General features: G+C 61.1%; 16 protein-coding genes. 4 read left to right on the top strand and 12 right to left on the bottom strand.

Going from position 1 to position 19,564, the window contains the following annotated elements; genetic code table 11:
• Positions 1 to 77: 77 nt before the first annotated feature.
• From purD to QMK52_RS04065, 11 genes are all read right to left on the bottom strand, one after another.
• Positions 78 to 1,370, bottom strand: coding sequence for a phosphoribosylamine--glycine ligase (gene purD / locus QMK52_RS04115; RefSeq protein WP_103733880.1), 1,293 nt, complete (start codon positions 1,368 to 1,370; stop codon positions 78 to 80).
• 170 nt (positions 1,371 to 1,540) lie between these two features.
• The gene (gene purH / locus QMK52_RS04110; protein ID WP_005784388.1) at positions 1,541 to 3,148 is read right to left on the bottom strand and encodes a bifunctional phosphoribosylaminoimidazolecarboxamide formyltransferase/IMP cyclohydrolase; all 1,608 of its coding nucleotides are present in this window, start codon (positions 3,146 to 3,148) and stop codon (positions 1,541 to 1,543) included.
• A gap of 81 nt (positions 3,149 to 3,229) precedes the next feature.
• Positions 3,230 to 3,550: a DNA-binding transcriptional regulator Fis gene (gene fis / locus QMK52_RS04105; protein WP_002555375.1), complete on the bottom strand. Its 321-nt coding sequence runs from the start codon at positions 3,548 to 3,550 to the stop codon at positions 3,230 to 3,232.
• Positions 3,547 to 4,560 (bottom strand): tRNA dihydrouridine synthase DusB, encoded by a 1,014-nt coding sequence (gene dusB / locus QMK52_RS04100; RefSeq protein ID WP_032878112.1) that lies wholly within the window; start codon positions 4,558 to 4,560, stop codon positions 3,547 to 3,549. Before dusB ends, fis begins: the two co-directional genes overlap by 4 nt.
• Positions 4,561 to 4,745: 185 nt before the next feature.
• Positions 4,746 to 5,972: a DUF3426 domain-containing protein gene (locus QMK52_RS04095; RefSeq protein ID WP_194439979.1), complete on the bottom strand. Its 1,227-nt coding sequence runs from the start codon at positions 5,970 to 5,972 to the stop codon at positions 4,746 to 4,748.
• Between the two features lie 30 nt (positions 5,973 to 6,002).
• Positions 6,003 to 6,881, bottom strand: a complete 879-nt coding sequence (prmA, locus tag QMK52_RS04090) for a 50S ribosomal protein L11 methyltransferase (RefSeq protein ID WP_005784395.1) — start codon at positions 6,879 to 6,881, stop codon at positions 6,003 to 6,005.
• Positions 6,882 to 7,157: 276 nt separating this feature from the next.
• Complete coding sequence (gene accC / locus QMK52_RS04085; protein WP_003188188.1) at positions 7,158 to 8,519, bottom strand: acetyl-CoA carboxylase biotin carboxylase subunit; 1,362 nt, start codon at positions 8,517 to 8,519, stop codon at positions 7,158 to 7,160.
• Positions 8,520 to 8,536: 17 nt separating this feature from the next.
• Positions 8,537 to 9,001, bottom strand: coding sequence for an acetyl-CoA carboxylase biotin carboxyl carrier protein (gene accB / locus QMK52_RS04080; protein ID WP_005784398.1), 465 nt, complete (start codon positions 8,999 to 9,001; stop codon positions 8,537 to 8,539).
• Between the two features lie 24 nt (positions 9,002 to 9,025).
• A complete protein-coding gene (aroQ, locus tag QMK52_RS04075; RefSeq protein WP_005784399.1) occupies positions 9,026 to 9,481 on the bottom strand; it encodes a type II 3-dehydroquinate dehydratase in 456 nt (151 codons plus the stop codon).
• A gap of 263 nt (positions 9,482 to 9,744) precedes the next feature.
• The gene (locus QMK52_RS04070) at positions 9,745 to 11,706 is read right to left on the bottom strand and encodes a methyl-accepting chemotaxis protein (RefSeq protein WP_320403838.1); all 1,962 of its coding nucleotides are present in this window, start codon (positions 11,704 to 11,706) and stop codon (positions 9,745 to 9,747) included.
• 53 nt (positions 11,707 to 11,759) lie between these two features.
• Positions 11,760 to 13,430: a response regulator gene (locus QMK52_RS04065; RefSeq protein ID WP_005784403.1), complete on the bottom strand. Its 1,671-nt coding sequence runs from the start codon at positions 13,428 to 13,430 to the stop codon at positions 11,760 to 11,762.
• A gap of 298 nt (positions 13,431 to 13,728) precedes the next feature.
• Between QMK52_RS04065 and QMK52_RS04060 the strand changes: the two genes are divergently transcribed.
• The 4 genes from QMK52_RS04060 (at position 13,729) to speA (ending at position 17,945) form a co-directional block, all read left to right on the top strand.
• On the top strand, positions 13,729 to 14,796 hold the full coding sequence (locus QMK52_RS04060) for a DUF2333 family protein (RefSeq protein ID WP_003188197.1): 1,068 nt from the start codon (positions 13,729 to 13,731) through the stop codon (positions 14,794 to 14,796).
• Positions 14,797 to 14,798: 2 nt separating this feature from the next.
• Positions 14,799 to 15,335 carry an NUDIX hydrolase gene (locus tag QMK52_RS04055; RefSeq protein WP_194439980.1) on the top strand — a complete coding sequence of 179 codons (537 nt, stop codon included), beginning with the start codon at positions 14,799 to 14,801 and terminating at the stop codon, positions 15,333 to 15,335.
• A gap of 182 nt (positions 15,336 to 15,517) precedes the next feature.
• Positions 15,518 to 15,889 (top strand): translation initiation factor Sui1, encoded by a 372-nt coding sequence (locus tag QMK52_RS04050; protein WP_005784408.1) that lies wholly within the window; start codon positions 15,518 to 15,520, stop codon positions 15,887 to 15,889.
• A 142-nt stretch (positions 15,890 to 16,031) separates the two neighbouring features.
• Positions 16,032 to 17,945 carry an arginine decarboxylase gene (speA, locus tag QMK52_RS04045; protein ID WP_005784410.1) on the top strand — a complete coding sequence of 638 codons (1,914 nt, stop codon included), beginning with the start codon at positions 16,032 to 16,034 and terminating at the stop codon, positions 17,943 to 17,945.
• Between the two features lie 111 nt (positions 17,946 to 18,056).
• Here the strand turns inward: speA and QMK52_RS04040 are convergent, their stop codons facing one another.
• Positions 18,057 to 19,400 (bottom strand): MATE family efflux transporter, encoded by a 1,344-nt coding sequence (locus QMK52_RS04040; protein WP_005784412.1) that lies wholly within the window; start codon positions 19,398 to 19,400, stop codon positions 18,057 to 18,059.
• Positions 19,401 to 19,564 lie beyond the last annotated feature (164 nt).

The raw sequence follows: 19,564 nt of genomic DNA, 5'->3' as shown, positions 1-19,564 counted from the left end.
TGCGCGGGGCGACATGTGTACGGCAAGGGCCAAAGGCCCTTACCTAACCGAACGGATAGCTACTGCAAGTGTAGCTCTCAGCTGTTTTCACCGCGTTCACGGGCAATGGCGCGGTAGCCGATGTCGGTGCGGTAGAAGCAACCTTTCCAGTCGATTTTCGCAGCCAGCTTGTATGCCTGCTGTTGTGCGGCATCGACACTGGCACCCATTGCGGTAGCGCACAACACACGGCCACCTGCGGTTACAACTTTGCCGTCCTGGAGCGCGGTACCTGCGTGGAACACCTTGCCTTCCAGCGCAGCGGCGGCGTCCAGACCTTCAATCACATCGCCCTTGGCGTAATCGGCAGGGTAACCACCGGCCGCCAGCACGATGCCGACGCTCGGGCGTGGGTCCCACTGTGCTTCGACCTTATCCAGCGCTTGGGCCAGCGCTGCTTCCACCAGCAGCACCAGGCTCGACTGCAGGCGCAGCATCACCGGTTGTGTTTCCGGATCGCCGAAACGGCAGTTGAACTCGATGACTTTCGGGTTACCGGCTTTGTCGATCATCAGGCCGGCGTAGAGGAAACCGGTGTAGACATTGCCTTCGTCGGCCATGCCGCGCACGGTCGGCCAGATCACCAGGTCCATGACGCGCTGATGCACATCGCTGGTGACCACTGGCGCCGGGGAGTAAGCACCCATGCCGCCAGTGTTCGGGCCGCTGTCGCCATTGCCGACGCGCTTGTGGTCCTGGCTGGTGGCCATGGGCAGTACGTTCTTGCCGTCGACCATTACGATGAAACTGGCTTCTTCGCCGTCGAGGAATTCCTCGATCACCACGCGCGAACCTGCATCACCAAAGGCATTGCCGGCGAGCATGTCGCGCACGGCGTCTTCGGCTTCCTGCAGGGTCATGGCGACGATCACGCCTTTACCGGCAGCCAGGCCATCGGCCTTGATCACGATCGGTGCGCCTTTTTCACGCAGGTAGGCGAGGGCCGGCTCGATCTCGGTGAAGTTCTGGTAGTCGGCGGTGGGGATCTTGTGGCGTGCCAGGAAATCCTTGGTGAAGGCTTTCGAGCCTTCCAACTGGGCGGCGCCAGCGGTCGGGCCGAAGCAATCCAGGCCACGGCTGCGGAACAGATCGACGACGCCGGCAACCAGTGGCACTTCCGGGCCGACGATGGTCAGGGAAACATTCTTCTCGGCAAAATCTGCCAGTTGCTCAAGGGCCAGTACGTCGATGGCGACGTTTTCGCACTTGGCCTCAATGGCGGTACCGGCGTTGCCGGGGGCGACGAAGACTTTCTGGACACGTGGGTCCTGGGCAACTTTCCAGGCCAGGGCGTGTTCACGGCCACCGCTGCCAATGATCAAAACATTCATTTCAAAAACCTCGGATGAAGCAAATTCGTGGGGGCACTGTTGGCTGTTTTCCTGTGGGAGCTGGCTAGCCTGCGATGCGGGCACCTCGGTGTGTCAGTTGCACCGAGGTGATGCTATCGCAGGCAAGCCAGCTCCCACATGGAGCCAGTGCCCGCTTGAGATCAAATCAATCAGTGGCGGAAGTGGCGCATACCGGTGAAGACCATCGCAATGCCAGCTTCATCAGCAGCGGCAATCACTTCTGCATCACGCATCGAGCCGCCCGGTTGGATCACGGCAGTAACACCGGCTTTCGCGGCGTTATCCAGGCCATCACGGAACGGGAAGAATGCATCGGAAGCCATTACCGAACCCACCACCTGCAAACCGGCGTGTTCTGCCTTGATCGCGGCGATACGCGCCGAGTTAACACGGCTCATCTGGCCGGCGCCGACACCGATGGTCTGGCGGTTCTTGGCGTAGACGATGGCGTTGGATTTAACGTACTTGGCGACTTTCCAGGCAAAGATCAAATCGTTGATCTCTTGCTCGGTCGGGGCGCGTTTGGTCACCACTTTCAAGTCCTGGCTGCCGATCATGCCGATGTCGCGGCTCTGTACCAGCAAGCCGCCATTGACGCGCTTGTAGTCCCAGGCAGCGGCGCGGTCGGCCGACCACTCGCCGCAGGCCAGCAGGCGCACGTTGGCTTTGGCGGCGACAATGGCGCGGGCTTCTTCGCTGACGCTTGGTGCGATGATCACTTCGACGAATTGGCGCTCGACGATCGCCTTGGCGGTCTCGGCATCCAGCTCGCGGTTGAAGGCAATGATGCCGCCGAACGCGGATTCGGTATCGGTGGCGTAGGCCAGTTCGTACGCTTGGCGGATACCGCCTTCAGCGTCCGGGCTCACGGCCACGCCGCACGGGTTGGCGTGCTTGACGATCACGCAGGCCGGTTTGACGAAGCTCTTCACGCATTCCAGCGCGGCGTCGGTATCGGCCACGTTGTTGTAGGAAAGTTCTTTGCCTTGCAGCTGGGTCGCGGTGGCAATGCCCACTTCGGCAGGCTTGGCTTCCACGTAGAACGCCGCGCTCTGGTGCGGGTTCTCGCCGTAGCGCATTTCCTGGGCCTTGATGAACTGGCTGTTGAAGGTGCGCGGGAACTGGCTGCGACCTTCTGTGCTCAAGGTGTCAGCCGCTTGGTTCACGGTGCCCATGTAGTTGGCGATCATGCCGTCATAGGCTGCGGTGTGTTCGAACGCCTTGAGCATCAGGTCGAAACGCTGGGCGTAGGTCAGGCCACCGGCTTTCAGGTTTTCCAGCACGTGGGCGTAGTCGCTGGCGTTGACCACGATGGCCACGTCTTTGTGGTTCTTGGCCGCCGAGCGCACCATGGTCGGGCCGCCGATATCGATGTTTTCGATGGCGGTGGGCAGGTCGCAGCCTGGCTTGTTGATGGTGGCTTCGAACGGGTAGAGGTTAACGGCCACCAGGTCGATCGGCTTGATGCCGTGCTCGGTCATGATGGCGTCGTCGATGCCGCGACGGCCGAGGATGCCGCCGTGGATTTTCGGGTGCAGGGTCTTGACGCGACCGTCCATCATTTCTGCGAAACCGGTGTAGTCCGCGACTTCTACTGCGGCCACGCCGTTGTCCTGCAGCAGTTTGAAGGTCCCGCCCGTGGAGAGAATTTCCACACCCAGGGCTTCCAGCTCCCGGGCAAATTCGAGGATCCCGGTCTTGTCGGAAACACTGATCAAGGCGCGGCGGATCGGCAGGCGGGTAGTCTGGTCGGTCATTTCAATTTCCATCAAAAGCAAAGGAGTCAGCAAAAAAGGCGACCGGTTTTACGCGGGCGCCTTTCTGGTTTGATTGAATGCTTACAGCAAATCGTACTGCTTGAGCTTTTTGCGCAAGGTGCCACGGTTGAGGCCCAGCAGCTCACTGGCTTTGGTCTGGTTGCCCTTGACGTAGTTCATCACGCTTTCGAGCAAGGGCGCCTCGACTTCGGAGAGCACCAGGTTGTACACGTCCGTGACGGAAGCACCCTCAAGGTGGGCGAAATAATTGTGCAGCGCTTTCTCGACACTCCCGCGAAGGGTCTGGCCTTCTTCGCTGGGCGTGTTGAGGTGCTGTTTCAAATTGACGTTGTCGCTCACGGGTGTTGTTCCACTCACTAAAGTCTCGGTCATCATCGTCATGCGGCCACCCCTTTTCCATCCCCTGTTCCCAGGCTCTTGTCACGTTCGGCGAAGAACTCACGAACGGTGGCGACCTGTGCCTGCGTTTCATCCAAACGATTGAACTGAGCGCGAAATTCCTTGGCGCCCGGCAAGGTGGCGAGATACCAGCCGACATGCTTGCGAGCAATGCGTACGCCCATCACATCCCCATAGAAGGCGTGCAGGGCGGCCAGATGCTCCAGCAGAATACGTTCCACTTCGACCAACTCCGGCGCCGGCAAGACTTCACCAGTGCGCAGGAAATGCTCGATCTCGCGAAAAATCCACGGTCGCCCCTGGGCGGCCCGGCCAATCAACAATCCATCGGCACCGGTTGCGTGCAGCACGCGCCGGGCTTTCTCGGCGCAGTCGATGTCGCCATTGGCAAATACCGGCATCGACACGGCCTGCTTGATCGCGGCAATGGTGTCGTACTCGGCTTCACCGGTATAAAGGTCGGCGCGGGTACGGCCATGCACCGCCAGCGCTGTAATCCCGGCCTGTTCAGCGATCTTTGCCACTGTGAGGCCATTTTTGTTGTCCCGGTCCCAACCGGTACGAATCTTCAGGGTCACCGGCACATCGACTGCGCCAACGACGGCCTGCAGGATCTCGGCGACCAACTGCTCATCTTTCAACAGGGCGGAACCGGCGGCCTTGTTGCAGACCTTCTTGGCCGGGCAGCCCATGTTGATATCAATGATCTGTGCACCCAGCTCCACATTGGCCCGGGCCGCATCCGCCAGCATCTGCGCATCACCCCCGGCGATCTGTACCGAGCGTGGCTCGGGATCACCTTCGTGGATCATGCGCATCCGCGATTTGCGGGTGTTCCACAAACTCATGTCGCTGGTAACCATTTCAGAGACTACTAGACCCGCGCCCAAACGCTTGCACAGCTGACGAAAGGGCTGATCGGTGACACCCGCCATCGGGGCGAGGATCAAGCCGTTCTGCAATGTATATGGGCCGATGCGTACCGCCGACATAGGACTTCCCTGTTGTGGGGCCGGATCATTAGAGTTCGAAAAAGGGTTGGCATGATACCCGCTCTCGATGACGGGTTAAAGGCTGAATTGGATAAAATCTGAACAGTTATTTTTTTATCGCCACCGGTTTGGTTGACGTCGGTCAAGTCAATAATCCGCCGTCAAACCTCTTCGGGCGTGGCGTTTCACTCGGGCGAGTGGAAGCTCAGGCTGTAGTTCACGGCTTTGTTGCCGGGATCAAGGATGTCGAGGGAAATGTGGATCGGTGTCTGCGAAGGCATTTCGCTGACGCCAGCCAACTCGCCGCTCAGATATTCGGCGGGTTTGAAGCGACGACTGGCGATCAGGCTGCCGTTCAAATCTGCAAAACGCAGTTCCAGCAGCGGGAACGGCTGGGAAAAGGTCGCGCGGTTATAGAGGATTGCATCCACCACCAGCGCACCGGCGAACTCCGGATGGCTGCGTACCACCAGGTTGCTGCTCTTGATATGGGCGATATCGACCCGCGATGGCACGGTGCAACCCAATTTCGGGCACAGCTGCTGGAACCACGGACGGTAGGCGTCCTGACGGGCCAGTTCGTCGAATTGGTAGGCGATGTACTGGCCTGCCAGGCCGGCGGCGGCAATCAGTACCAGCAGGATCCAGATCAGGCGGCGGCCCCAGCCCGACGGACGTTTCTGTGCATAGAGGTGCAGCGGGTCGTCTTCAAGGTCCTGAAGCACGGCGTCGTGAGCGTTGGCCTCGGTGCGTGGGCGTTTACGCCGTGATTGCGGGCGTTCATCGGCTTCTTCTGCCGCTGGGGTCAGGGGCGTGAAGGGCGGGTCGGGCTCGTCGTCATGCAGGGGAGAGAGCGGGGTTGGCTCGTCGTCGATGGTTTCGCTGTGCAGCGACATGGACGGTTCGGTGCGCTGCCGGGTATTGCTTGGTTCAGGCTCGTCTTCGTCGCTGTCTGCGCGCTCTTGCGCGGGCTCGCTGAACAGGCTGGCGGCCCATTGTTCTTCCTCGGCCTTGACCGTGTCGCGGCTGGCGCTGAGGGTGTCTTCCTTGTGCCGACGGTCGGTGCCGGGTAGTCGACGCTCCGCGCCCTGGGGTTGAGTGTGCTGAATCTCGCGGCGCTCGAGCTTGGCCAGTTCTTCGTCCAGGTCCAGGTTGTCCAGGTCCAGCTCCTGGGCTGTCCACTGTTTCTGGCTGATGGCTCGCGGGGGCTCAGGCGTTGGCTCAACCGCAGCGGGCACTTCAGGTTCGGCTGCCGACACTTGGGCGCGCTGCTCCAGCAACTGGCGAGCGGCATTGAACACTTGCAGGCACGAGCCGCAGCGCACCACGCCACGGGCCACGCTCAACTGAGCGTGGTTGACACGGAAGCGGGCTTGGCAATGCGGGCACTGGGTGACGAAACTGTCGGTCATGCGGCCATCCGATTCAGACAAGCGCTCATTCTAGCGCCGACGACCGCTGATGCGTACCCAGCCATCACGGTTGGCGATCGGGTCCAGCTCGAAATCCCTGGCGTAGGCCGCAGCCACGTCTTCACCTTGCTCGGCGAGGATACCCGACAGCGCCAGGCGCCCACCCGGCTTGACCAGGCTCGACAGTTGCGGTGCCAGCGACACCAGCGGCCCGGCGAGGATATTGGCGACCAGCACATCGGCCTGTACCTGGGGCAGATCTTCAGGCAGATAGAGTGGGAATTTGCCTTCAGCGATGTTATTGCGCCCGGCGTTATCGCGGGAGGCTTCCAGGGCCTGCACGTCGATATCGGTGCCCACGGCCTCCTTGGCGCCCAGCAGCAGCGCGGCAATCGCCAGGATCCCGGAGCCGCAGCCGAAGTCCAGTACGTTGCTGTCGGTCAGGTCCTGGCCGTCCAGCCATTCCAGGCACAGGGCGGTGGTGGGGTGGGTGCCGGTGCCGAACGCCAGGCCCGGGTCCAGCAGCAGGTTGACGGCGTCTGGCTCGGGAGCAGCGTGCCAGCTTGGCACGATCCACAGGCGCTGGCCGAAGCGCATGGGCTGGAAGTTATCCATCCAGCTGCGTTCCCAGTCCTGGTCTTCGATGACTTCGCTGTGATGCTCGGGCAGCGGGCCGCCGGTGAGCAGTTCCATATGGGCCAGTACGGCGGCGGCATCGGTGCCGTCTTCGAACAGGGCCAGCAGGTGGGTGTGGGACCACAGCGGCGTGGTGTTGAGTTCCGGCTCGAAGATCGGCTGGTCTTCGGCGTCCATGAAGGTCACCGACACAGCGCCCACTTCGAGGAAAGCGTCTTCGTAGGTTTCGGCTTGTTCTGGGCTGATGGCGAGACGGACTTGCAGCCAAGGCATGGCGGGCACCTTTGAAAAAATGAATGTGCAGCGAGTAGGCCGCGAAAGCGCGCAAGTTTACGCGAGCGGGCAGCAGAAGACGACATTACTGAGTGAATGCGGACCAAATGTGGGAGGGGGCTTGCTCCCGATTGCAGTGTGTCAGCCGCAGTATCTGTAACTGATCCACCGCTATCGGGAGCAAGCCCCCTCCCACATTTGGACTGTGTGCATCCTGGAAAACAGGTGTGCAGAAACAACAAAGCCGCCCGAAGGCGGCTTTGTTGGGTGGAGCACTTACTGGTTGGCCAGCTTGTGTTCCAGGTAGTGAATGTTCACACCACCTTCGCAGAAACCCTCATCGCGAACCAGGTCCCGATGCAGCGGGATGTTGGTCTTGATGCCGTCGACCACGATTTCGTCCAGGGCGTTGCGCATACGGGCCATGGCCTCGTCGCGGGTCGCGCCCCAGGTGATCAGCTTGCCGATCAGCGAGTCGTAGTTGGACGGAACCTTGTAGCCGCTGTACAGGTGCGAATCCACACGTACGCCGTTGCCGCCGGGCGCGTGGAAATGCTTGACCAGGCCAGGGCTTGGGATAAAGGTTTTCGGGTCTTCGGCGTTGATGCGGCACTCCAGGGAGTGGCCGTGCATCTTCACGTCGTCCTGGGTGAAGGACAGCACGTTACCGGCGGCGATGCTCAGCATCTCCTTGACGATGTCGATACCGGTGACCATCTCCGAAACCGGATGCTCTACCTGCACACGAGTGTTCATCTCGATGAAGTAGAAGCGACCGTTCTCGTAGAGGAACTCGAAGGTACCGGCGCCACGGTAGTTGATGTCGATGCACGCCTTGACGCAGCGTGCCAGGACTTCCTGGCGGGCTTTTTCATCGAGGCCCGGTGCCGGGGCTTCTTCCAACACTTTCTGGTGACGACGTTGCAGCGAGCAGTCGCGGTCGCCCAGGTGGATGGCGTGGCCCTGGCCGTCGGACAGCACCTGGACTTCCACGTGACGTGGGTTGGTCAGGTACTTCTCCAGGTAGACCATCGGGTTGCCGAACCAGGCGCCCGCTTCGGAGCGGGTCTGCTTGGCGGCTTCGATCAGGTCTTCTTCCTTGTGCACCACGCGCATACCGCGACCACCACCGCCACCGGCGGCCTTGATGATCACCGGGTAACCGACTTCGCGACCAATGCGCAGAGCGGTTTCCTCGTCTTCAGGCAGTGGGCCGTCGGAGCCTGGAACGGTCGGCACGCCCGCTGCAATCATGGCGTCCTTGGCCGAGACCTTGTCGCCCATCAGGCGAATGGTTTCGGCTTTGGGGCCGATGAAGGCAAACCCGGATTTTTCCACCTGTTCGGCGAAGTCGGCGTTTTCCGCGAGGAAGCCGTAGCCCGGGTGGATGCCATCAGCGCCGGTCACTTCTGCGGCAGCGATGATGTTCGAGACTTTCAGGTACGAGTTCGTGGCCAGTGGCGGGCCGATGCAGATGCTTTCGTCCGCCAGTTTCACGTGCATCAATTCGGTATCGGCCGTCGAGTAAACAGCGACGGTCTTGATGCCCTCTTCCTTACAGGCGCGCAGGATACGCAGCGCGATCTCGCCGCGGTTGGCGATCAGGACTTTTTGCAGTTTCTTCGCAGGTTTCAACATCGAAGGCGCTCCGCGGTTCAAACGATGGTGAACAGCGGCTGGTCGTACTCAACCGGCTGACCGTTTTCTACCAGGATGGATTCAATGACGCCGGCTTTTTCAGCGGTGATGTGGTTCATCATCTTCATCGCTTCAACGATGCAGATGGTGTCGCCCACTTTCACGGTCTTGCCCACTTCAACGAAGGCTGGCGAGGTCGGTGCCGGGGTGCGGTAGAAAGTACCGACCATTGGCGACTTGACCACGAAGCCGTTCAACGCTGGTGCGGCTGGGGCAGCAGGGGCTGCGGCAGCGACTGGAGCGGCAGCAGGGGCGGCAGCGGCAGGAGCCGGTGCTTGCATCTGCGGTGCGTAGAACTGTTGGGCCGGGGTCTTGCTGTGACGGCTGATCCGTACGGACTCTTCGCCTTCCTTGATTTCCAGCTCGTCGATACCGGATTCTTCCAGCAGTTCGATCAGTTTCTTAACTTTACGGATATCCATGAATCATCAACTCCCAAGGGTCGGTCAGGGGCGTTTAGCCTGTTCTTCAACGTGTTCCAGGGCGGCCTCCAGGGCCAGTCGGTAACCGCTGGCGCCAAGGCCGCAGATCACTCCTACCGCTACGTCGGAGAAGTAAGAGTGATGGCGGAAAGCTTCGCGTTTGTGCACGTTCGATAAATGCACTTCGATGAATGGGATGCTCACCGCCAGCAGCGCGTCACGTAATGCAACACTTGTATGCGTAAAAGCGGCGGGATTGATCAGGATGAAGTCCACGCCTTCGTGACGCGCGGCGTGGATGCGATCAATCAATTCATACTCGGCATTGCTTTGCAGGTAGAGCAGATGGTGGCCGGCTTCACGGGCCCGTCTTTCCAGGTCGAGGTTGATCTGGTCGAGGGTCACTGCCCCGTAGACGCCCGGTTCGCGGGTGCCAAGCAGGTTCAGGTTGGGTCCATGAAGAACCAGTAAGGTCGCCATCGGCTGTTCCTTGTTATTGGTAGGGGTGCGGCAGAACCCGGCGACTATGCCGCAAAGCCTTTGTGACTGTCCAGTTCTATGCAGTAGCCAGCACGATTAGCGAGGATTGCGCAAAATTTGTGACTGTGAGCCGGCATCTGGTCAGTGTGGGAGCTGGCTTGCCTGCGATGACGGTGTGTCAGTGGTGGATGAGTTGGCTGATCCTGCGCTATCGCAGGCAAGCCAGCTCCCACATTTTGGTCTTCATGGGGCATCAGATCGAGTCAGACGCGGAAGGCTTGTACGGCGGTAGTCAATTGCCCACCCAGCACCAGCAAGTGCTCACCCTGGCTACGCCCCTGCCCGATACGCAGCAGGTTGTCCTCACCTAACTGGTGAATCCGCTCACTGTTATCACGAATCTCACTCACGGCCCCGCTCTGCTGCGCGGTCACATCGGCGATGCGCACCGCGGTCTCGGAAATCGTCTGGATCGCACCGACGATTTCATCCAGCGCACCATCTGCTGTCTGGGCTTGCTGGGCGGTGGCTTCGGCGTGCTCAACCTGGGCGCGCATGCCTTGCACCGATTGGTGGGCGGCGGTTTGCAGGCCGGCGATCAGGCCCTGGATTTCGGCAGTAGCGCCAGCGGTGCGCTGCGCCAGGGAACGTACTTCATCGGCCACCACCGCGAAGCCGCGCCCGGCGTCACCGGCGCGAGCCGCCTCGATAGCGGCATTGAGCGCCAGCAAGTTGGTCTGCTCGGCAATCGAGCGAATCACGGTCAGCACGCCGCCGATGGTGGCGGATTCTTCCGCGAGTTTCTCGATCATCTGCGCATTTTGCTGCACTTCGCCCACCAGGGCGTGCAACCCGGTCAGGCTCAGGCCGATTACGCGCTGGCCTTGCTCCACAGCAAAGCCTGCACTGCGACTGGCGCCGGCAGCCTGGCTGGCATCCCCGGCCACTTGCTGGATGGTGGCTTCCAGTTCACCCAGGGAGTCACGGATCTGCGCGGTGTCGCCGGCCTGACGCTCGGCGCCGTCGTGCAGGCCGCTGCTCAGTTCGGCGAGGGTGCGGCTGCTGCCGGCCACTGCTTCGGCATTCCCGCGAATAGTGCCTACCAGGCCCACCAGATAGGCGCGCAGGCGGTTCAGGGAGGCTTCGATAGCGTGCAGTTCATGGTTGGTCTTGCCCAGGGCTATCGGCTGGCTGAAATTACCTTCGGCCCAGGTCGACAAGGCCGGTGCCAGATTGGTCAGCACCCGTGCCAGGCGCCGTTGCAGCGTGTCGATCAGCAGTGCGATCAACAGGATGAGGCCGATCATTACGCCTTGCAGCACACGCACCTCGCCCTGGATTCTGGCGTGCTGTGCACGCACTACCGGCTCCAGGCCGGCGATGGCCTGTTGCACGTTGGCGATCTTCAGGTGGGTGGCAGCGGCGAGGTCGGCGCGCTGCTGGATCTGCTCGCGGGTGCGCTGGAGTTCGGCGGGGTAGCGGGTCAACAGGCTGTTGAGCTCGCGCTTGAGGTCGACGCCGGTGTCCTGGACTGCGGTTTTTTCGGTGTTTTCCAGGCCCATCAACGCGGAGAAATCGTCAGCGTTGGATTCGGCGCTGGCCTTTACCCCAAGCAATCGCAACTGTGCCAACAGGTCGGCCTGGGTGCGCATGGTGGCAATCTCGCGCTCCACCTCGTCGGCCAGCTCGGCGCGGCCGCTGCTCACCAGCTTGTCGCGGGCCAGGGACAGTTTGCCCAGATGCTGCGAGGCGGTCAGCAGGGGAGGCAGGTAGCGTGCTGCGTCTGTGGAGTTGACGCCGCTGGCGTACTGGCTCAGTTGCTCCAGGTTTGCGCCCAGTTCACGCTCGGCCTGAACCAACAGTGCTTGCGGGTCGCCGGCCAGCTTGCCTGCAGCCAGCAGGTCGGTCTTGCTGAAGGTTTCCAGGTCCGCCAGGCTGGGGTGCAGGGTTTGCGCCAACTCGACCGGCAATTGCGCGAGTTGCTGCAACAGGCTCTCCAGGCTTTGACTGGCGCTGCTCAGGCGCAGGGCATCGCCGCTGGCCAGGTAGTCTTCGATATTGCGCGCTGCCTGGTTTTGAAAGCCCTGGGACAGGCCCAGGTAGCGTTCCATCAATAAATAAGGCCGCTCCAGCGCCCGTTGCGACCACCACAGCGTCGCCCCGAGGGCCAGGCATACGGCCACCAGCAGAAGGGTATTGAGATTGGTCAGCAGCTTGAGGCGCATGCGGGGTTTCAACCGACGGCAAAAGATAAGTGCCTGAAGTTATTGCGCTTGCGTTACAGAGTTATGACCGATTCGGTGGATTCCGGTGAAAAGATGGCACTTTGCTTTGATGCGCGCGCGGCTTGCACGCGGTTGCGTCCGGCGTCCTTGGCAAGGTATAGCGCTTCGTCAGCCTGGGCGGCCATCGTCAGGCTGTCGCACCCGTCACACAGCTCCACCAGGCCGGCACTGAAGGTGCACCACAAATCCTGCGGTTGGGCGGGGTAGTGGATTTCTGCAAAGCGCCGCCGAATGTCGTCCAGTACCTTGCAGGCCGATTCCACGTCGGTGTCGGGCATCACGATGGCAAACTCTTCACCGCCATAACGGCCGATGTAGTCGGTCTTGCGCAGGCGCTGCTTGAGAAACAGCGCCAGGCTCTTGATCACCCGGTCGCCCATGGGGTGGCCGTGGCTGTCATTGACACGTTTGAAGTGGTCGATATCCAGCATCGCAAAGCTCAATGGCTTGTTCTCGCGGCGGGCGCGAAAGCTGCAGTCTTCGAGCAATTGCAGGATATGCGTATGGTTGTACAGCCCGGTCAGGCTGTCGCGCACCATCCGCGCCTTCAAGTTGCGCGCACGCGCGGCGCGGTTGCGCACGGTGGTGATCAGGTGGCGCGGCTTGATCGGTTTGGTCAGGAAGTCATCGCCGCCTTCGCTCATCGCGTCCAGCTGTTTGTCCAGGTCGTCTTCGGCCGACAGGTAGATGATCGGCACGCTGACGTAACGGTCGTTGTGGCGAATCACCTTGGCCAGTTCGGTGCCGGTACAGGCGGGCATATACATGTCGAGGATGATCAGGTCGGGCTGGAAATCCGCCAGTTCGGCCATGGCCTGGATCGGTTCGATCAAGGTGCGCGTGACAATCCCGGCGCTGTTGAGCAGGCGCTCGGTGTGCAGCGCCTGGGCCCGCGAGTCGTCAATGATCAGCACTTTGTACGGCTCGTACTGGGCAACGCAGGTCAGCACTTCGATCTTTTCCAGCAGGCTCGAAGCCTCCAGGGTGCCGGTCAGGAACTCCTCACCTCCGGCGCGCACGGCGGCCAGGCGCGTCGGCGTGTCGGTTTCGTGCAGGCTGAAAAACAACAGCGGCAGCTTTTGCTCCAGGCCCTCCTGGGCTTGCGCGGCGAGGGTGAGGCCCAGGCCGGGGCCGCAAAAGTCCACGTCCATGACGATGGCTGACGGCAGGCGTTCGGCCATGGCCGTGTGAAAAGCCGCGACGCTGTCCAGGGACTGGGCACTCAGGCCAAAGAATTCCAGCTGCTTGGCCAGGCGCTCGGCGCGGTCGTGGTCGGCCAGCATCACGTAGATCGGCTTGCGCATCGGTGGCAGCAGGGTTTGCTCAAGCTGGTCACCCTGACGCAGCCCGGTGCGCGACAGGCGCTGCATCAAGCGGTTGAGTTCGGTGATCAGTTGGCTGCTCAAACGGCCACGGTTTTCGTCCACCGCCTGGAGAGTTTGGCCAATATGCTGGGCCAGTTGGCGGTGTTCGGGTTGTTCAAAACGCTCGGCGAAGCGCTGCAGGCGCAGGTTGGCTTCGCTGAGTTCGGAAAAGTCGGCGTTCGACCATTCGCCGCGTTGCAGGCGCTGCCAGATCTCAAGAATTTGACGTGCCTGATGAATTACCCGCTGGGCAAAATGCTGCTTGAGACGCTCGCGGCTAGGGTCTTCTGACTCGGTCATATCCTGACTACTGTGAGGGTGCATGCTGAGGTCGACTGATGGCTCTATGCTAGCACCTCTTTTCTGTTGCATGAGTGTCATACGTCAATTAAGTCTGCGTGCCGGATATTCAGTTATTGACCCGCGGGTCGCGCAGCGTAAAAAGCGTGCATCCTTTATAGTCCAACCTTGCTTGTGCGCCGCTTTCGCGTAAAAGCCCCGCAACGATGGGCACGATGGGGTAGGGTTGTGGTCGGAGTGTCTGAACGCACCCGGACAATTGACGTGCATGAACTCAAGTGATTGAAAGGATATCGCCATGCTGGACTGGAAAAACCGTGAAGGCAGTGCCAAAGGCCCCGCCCCTGAGCCCAAGTCGGCCAACCGCAGCTATTTTCGCAACTTGCTGATGAGCCGGGCTTTGCTCAGCATTATCGGCCTGTACCTGCTGGTCACCGGTGGCCTGGGTTGGTACTGGAGCCAGGAGCCGGCGCTGTTTCCGGTCCAGCAGAACGCCCAGCTTGCCGCCGAGAAGGAAGGCAAGCAGATGGTCGTGGGCTACACCACGGTCGAAACCCTCAAGACCGTGGTCGGCACCTTGCTGAACAAGCCTGGCGGCTACATCTCCAACGACCGTTTCCCGCCGGGCTTGTGGATGGACAACATGCCGAGCTGGGAATATGGCGTGCTGGTGCAGGTGCGTGACCTGACCCGCGCACTGCGCAAAGACTTCGCTCGCTCCCAGTCGCAGTCGGCTGAAGACGCGGACCTGGCCAAGGCCGAGCCGCGGTTCAACTTCGATAACAAGAGCTGGGTGCTGCCTTCGAGCGAATCGGAATACCAGGAAGGCATCAACTCCCTGAGCCGCTACGAAGCGCGTCTGTCTGACCCGAACCAGCGCGGCGCACTGTTTTACGCGCGTGCCGACAACCTGAACAACTGGCTGGGCGATGTAGCGACCCGTCTGGGCTCGCTGTCCCAGCGCCTGTCGGCCAGCGTCGGCCGCGTCAAGCTGAACACCGCGCTCAAAACCGAGGCGCTGGCGCCGGGCGAAGTGCCGCAAGTCGATGAAGAAGTGGTGGAAACCCCATGGATGCAGATCGATAACGTGTTCTACGAAGCCCGTGGCCAGGCATGGGCCTTGTCCCATCTGCTGCGCGCCATCGAAGTCGACTTTGCCGACGTGCTGGCCAAGAAAAACGCCACCGTCAGCGTGCGCCAGATCATTCGTGAGCTGGAGGCCTCGCAGGAACCGGTGTGGAGTCCCATGATTCTTAACGGCAGTGGCTTCGGGGTACTGGCGAACCATTCGCTGGTGATGGCCAACTATATTTCCCGGGCAAACGCTGCAGTGATCGATTTGCGTCAGCTCCTCAACCAGGGTTGATGATGGACGCTACTCAAAAGGAGGCCGAACACCGTGCGGCCTCCGATGCTGAACTGATCTGCTGGGTCGACGAGCAGGACAACCTGCTCGGCCACCTGGTCAGGTCCGACCTACGCCAGCGCGGCCTGATTGGCCGTTGCACCTTTATCTTTCTGTTCAATTCCAAGGGCGAGCTGTGCGTGCATCGGCGCACCTTGAGCAAGGCCCTGTATCCGGGGTTTTGGGATACGGCGGCTGGCGGCATGGTGGCGGCGGGGGAAAGCTATGCCCTGTCGGCACAGCGGGAATTGGCCGAAGAGCTGGGCGTAAGTGGAGTGGAGTTGGTCGAGCACGATCATTTTTACTTTGAAGATGGTGACAGCCGCCTGTGGTGCACTTCCTACTCTGCCGTATGGGACGGCCCGTTGTGTTTGCAGCCTGAAGAGGTCATGGAGGCACGCTTTCTGCCCATCGAAACGGTGCTTGCCGAGGCCGAGCAAAAGCCCTATTGCCCGGATGCTCAAGAAGGTCTGCGGCGCTATCTCGCCTTACGTCGCTAAAGTTGCATAAATTGGCGCCATTTGGCTCTTAGCAACTTCGCTTTTTGCCGTTACACTGCGCGCCTTTTCACCCGAACCACATTAGCGGTTCGGTAGCGCTGCCCCTGCCTGAGTGGGGCTTCGCGGTCGGTCACCGCCCTTTGCGGCGCCGATCAGTCTTCATCCTCCCAAGAGGATTGCCGGTGGCCAAAAAAGCCGCATCCTTCGCCGCCCTTGGTGGCCTGGTATTTTCCACCGATGCAGGTCGACACTGCCCGGACTGTCGTCAGCCCGTGGATTCGTGTACCTGCAAACAGACCCTGATCCCCGAAGGCGATGGCATTGCCCGCGTACGCCGCGAGAGCAAAGGCCGTGGCGGCAAAACGGTGACCACCATCACCGGTGTGCCTCTGGCCGAAGATGCCCTCAAGGAGCTGGCCACCACGCTGAAAAAGCGCTGCGGCACCGGTGGTGCGTTGAAAGACGGGGTCATCGAGATTCAGGGTGATCACGTCGAACTGCTGTTGGCCGAGTTGATCAAGCTCGGTTACAAGGCCAAGAAGTCCGGCGGCTGAAAGCCTCTTCCCAACCTGTGGCTAAACTCTGTCCTGCGAGTGGGGTCTGACCTTCTTGCAGGCAAATCGTCATTTTCATTCTTTAGACTGCGCCAGCCTCCGCTTGAGGTGGCGCCTTCGCCTTCATTTATAGGGGACTTCGATGTCCGTACGACGCACACGCAAAGACGATGGCAGCCAATGGACAGTTGCGGACAGCCGCAGTGTTTACGGGATCCGCCATTGGGGGGCCGGTTATTTCGCGATCAATGAAGCCGGTCGCGTAGAAGTCCGCCCCAACGGTCCGAACAGCACGCCGGTCGATTTGTACGAGCAGGTCGATCAACTGCGTAAAAGCGGCCTGTCGTTGCCGCTGCTGGTGCGTTTCCCCGACATTCTGCAAGACCGTGTACGCCAACTCACCGGCGCCTTCGATTCGAATATCGAACGCCTGGAGTACCAGAGCAAGTACACCGCGTTGTACCCGATCAAGGTGAACCAGCAGGAAGCGGTGATCGAGAACATCATCGCCACCCAGAACGTCTCCATCGGCCTGGAAGCAGGCTCCAAGCCCGAGCTGCTGGCCGTGTTGGCCCTGGCGCCGAAGGGTGGCACGATCGTCTGCAACGGTTACAAGGACCGCGAGTTCATCCGCCTGGCGTTGATGGGTCAGAAGCTTGGTCACAACGTATTTATCGTGATCGAGAAAGAATCCGAGGTCGGGCTGGTGATCGAAGAGGCCGCCAGCCTCAAGGTCAAGCCTCAGGTGGGTCTGCGTGTGCGCCTGTCTTCCCTGGCATCGAGCAAGTGGGCGGACACCGGCGGCGAGAAATCCAAGTTCGGCTTGTCGGCGGCGCAGTTGCTGTCGGTGGTCGAGCGTTTCCGCGCGGCCGGCCTGGACCAGGGCATCCGCCTGCTGCACTTCCACATGGGGTCGCAGATCGCCAACCTGGCCGACTACCAGCACGGGTTCAAGGAAGCTATTCGTTACTACGGCGAACTGCGCAACCTCGGCCTGCCGGTGGACCACATCGACGTCGGCGGCGGCCTGGGCGTGGACTACGACGGTACCCACTCGCGTAACGCCAGCTCGATCAACTACGACATGGACGACTACGCCGGCGTGGTCGTGGGCATGCTCAAGGAATTCTGCGATGCGCAGAGCCTGCCGCACCCGAACATCTTCTCTGAAAGCGGTCGCTCCCTGACCGCCCACCACGCCATGCTGGTGGTGCAAGTCACTGACGTCGAGAAGCACAACGACGAAATCCCGACCATCGAAAACAAGGAAAGCCTGCCGGAAACCGTGCAATGGCTGGTGGACCTGCTCGGTCCGACCGACATCGAAATGGTCACCGAAACCTACTGGCGCGCCACCCACTACATGAGCGACGTGGCCACCCAGTACGCCGACGGCAAACTGACCCTGGCGGAAAAAGCCCTGGCCGAACAGTGCTACTTCGCCGTCTGCCGCCGCCTGCACAACTCGTTGAAAGCCCGCCAGCGTTCGCATCGCCAGGTGCTGGACGAACTCAACGACAAGCTGGCTGATAAGTACATCTGCAACTTCTCGGTGTTCCAGAGCCTGCCGGACACCTGGGCCATCGGCCAGGTCCTGCCGATCCTGCCGCTGCACCGTCTCGACGAAGAGCCGCTGCGCCGCGCCGTGCTGCAAGACCTGACCTGCGACTCCGACGGCAAGATCAAGCAGTACGTCGACGAGCAGAGCATCGAGACCAGCCTGCCGGTGCACGGTTTGAACGAAGGTGAGGACTACCTGTTGGGTATCTTCCTGGTCGGCGCGTATCAGGAGATCCTGGGCGACATGCACAACCTGTTCGGTGACACCGACTCGGTGAACATTTACCAGCGTGAAGACGGTTCGGTGTACAGCGCCGGGATCGAGACCCACGACACCATCGAAGACATGCTGCGCTATGTGCACTTGTCGCCGGAGGAGTTGATGACGCATTACCGCGACAAGTGTGCGAGTGCGAAGATCTCCGCGTCTGAGCGCACCCAGTTCCTGGATGCGTTGCGCCTGGGCTTGACCCGTTCTTCGTACCTGTCCTCGTAATCTATGTGGGAGGGGGCTTGCTCCCGATAGCGGTGGATCAGTCAATGAATCTGTTGACTGACACTCAGCTATCGGGAGCAAGCCCCCTCCCACATTTGGATCTGCATTCCTTCAGTTTGCTCCCAGCCACAGCCCTTGCCGATTCAAGCGCCAGGCTATCGCCCAGAGTGTCAGGCTGCGCACGGCCATGAACAGCAGGAAGGTTACCCACAACCCGTGGTTACCCAACCCCTGCAACGCCCAGGCAATCGGCAGCACCAACAGCACCGTCAGCAACATCCCATTGCGCATCTCCCGCGCCCGCGTTGCGCCGATAAACAGTCCATCGAGCAAATAACTCCACACCGCAATCAACGGCAGTACCGCCAGGTAAGGCAGGTAGATGTCGGCGGTTTCGCGCACACTGGGAATATCCGTTTGCATAGCGATAAACAGATGGCCGCCGAAGGTGAACAGCAGGGCGAAGCCGAGGCTGGCGATCAGTGACCAGCCACAGGCCACCACCAATGAGCGCCGCAACGCCTGGCGGTCACGCGCACCGATGGCGTGGCCGCACAAGGCTTCGACAGCGTGAGCCAGGCCATCCAGGGCATGTGCCGTCAGCAACAGGCCATTGAGCAGCAGCGCATTGGCTGCAACGGTGGCGTCCCCCAGCCGTGCACCTTGCACCGTGATCATGAAGAACACCGACTGCAGGGCCAGGCTGCGGATAAAAATGTCGCGGTTGACCGCCAGCAACGGCCTCCAGCTTTGCCACAGTTTCAGTGCAGCCCAGGCGATATGGCCAGGGTAGGCGCGCAGGGCTTTTTGCGTAAGTGCCAGGCCGAGCAGCGCGCCGGTCCATTCAGCGATCACCGAGGCGCGGGCGGAGCCGACCACGCCCCAGTCCAGGCCGAGTACAAACCACAGGTTAAGCGCAATGTTGACCAGGTTGGTGGTCAGCAGAATCGCCAGCGGCGCCCGCGCATTCTGTGTGCCGAGGAACCAACCGACCAGCGCATAGCTGGCAAGGGCGGCGGGCAGGCCGAACAGGCGGGTGTGGAAGAATTCGCGGGTCAGTTGGTTCAGTTCAGGGGAGGGCTGCATCCATTCCAACGCCAGATGGCTCAGGGGAATACCGACCGTGCCCAGTAACATCGCCAACCCCAGCGCCAGCAGCAAGCCTTGCAACAGGATTTGCCGCAGCGCCGCGCCATCCTTGCGCCCGGCGGCCTGGGCGGCGAACCCGGTGGAGCCCATGCGCAGGAAACCCATGGCCCAGGCCAGAAAGGTATACAGGCTGGCGCCGACAGCCACGGCGCCCAGTTGGTGGGCGTGTGGCAGGTGGCCGATGACCATGCTGTCGACCAGGGCTACCAGCGGCACGGAGATATTCGACAGGATCATCGGCGCGGCCAGGGCCCAGACGCGGCGATGGGTGGGGCGGTGGCGCCAGTCGGTGAGTAAGGTGGGCATACAGGTTCCTTGGTGGAGCGGTATTGTACCCATCCATCAGCCACGCAACAGAACCAGTGTGGGAGCTGGCTTGCCTGCGATAGCGGTGAGTCAGCCAGTGAGATATTGGCTGCAGGACCGATATCGCAGGCAAGCCAGCTCCCACAGGGTTCGTCGTTGGTTGT

It is taken from the genome of Pseudomonas sp. P9_2, assembly GCF_034008255.1.
GTDB lineage: Bacteria > Pseudomonadota > Gammaproteobacteria > Pseudomonadales > Pseudomonadaceae > Aquipseudomonas > Aquipseudomonas synxantha_A.
Note: the sequence above shows the minus strand (reverse complement) of the source record. Positions and strands in the feature narration are given on the sequence as shown.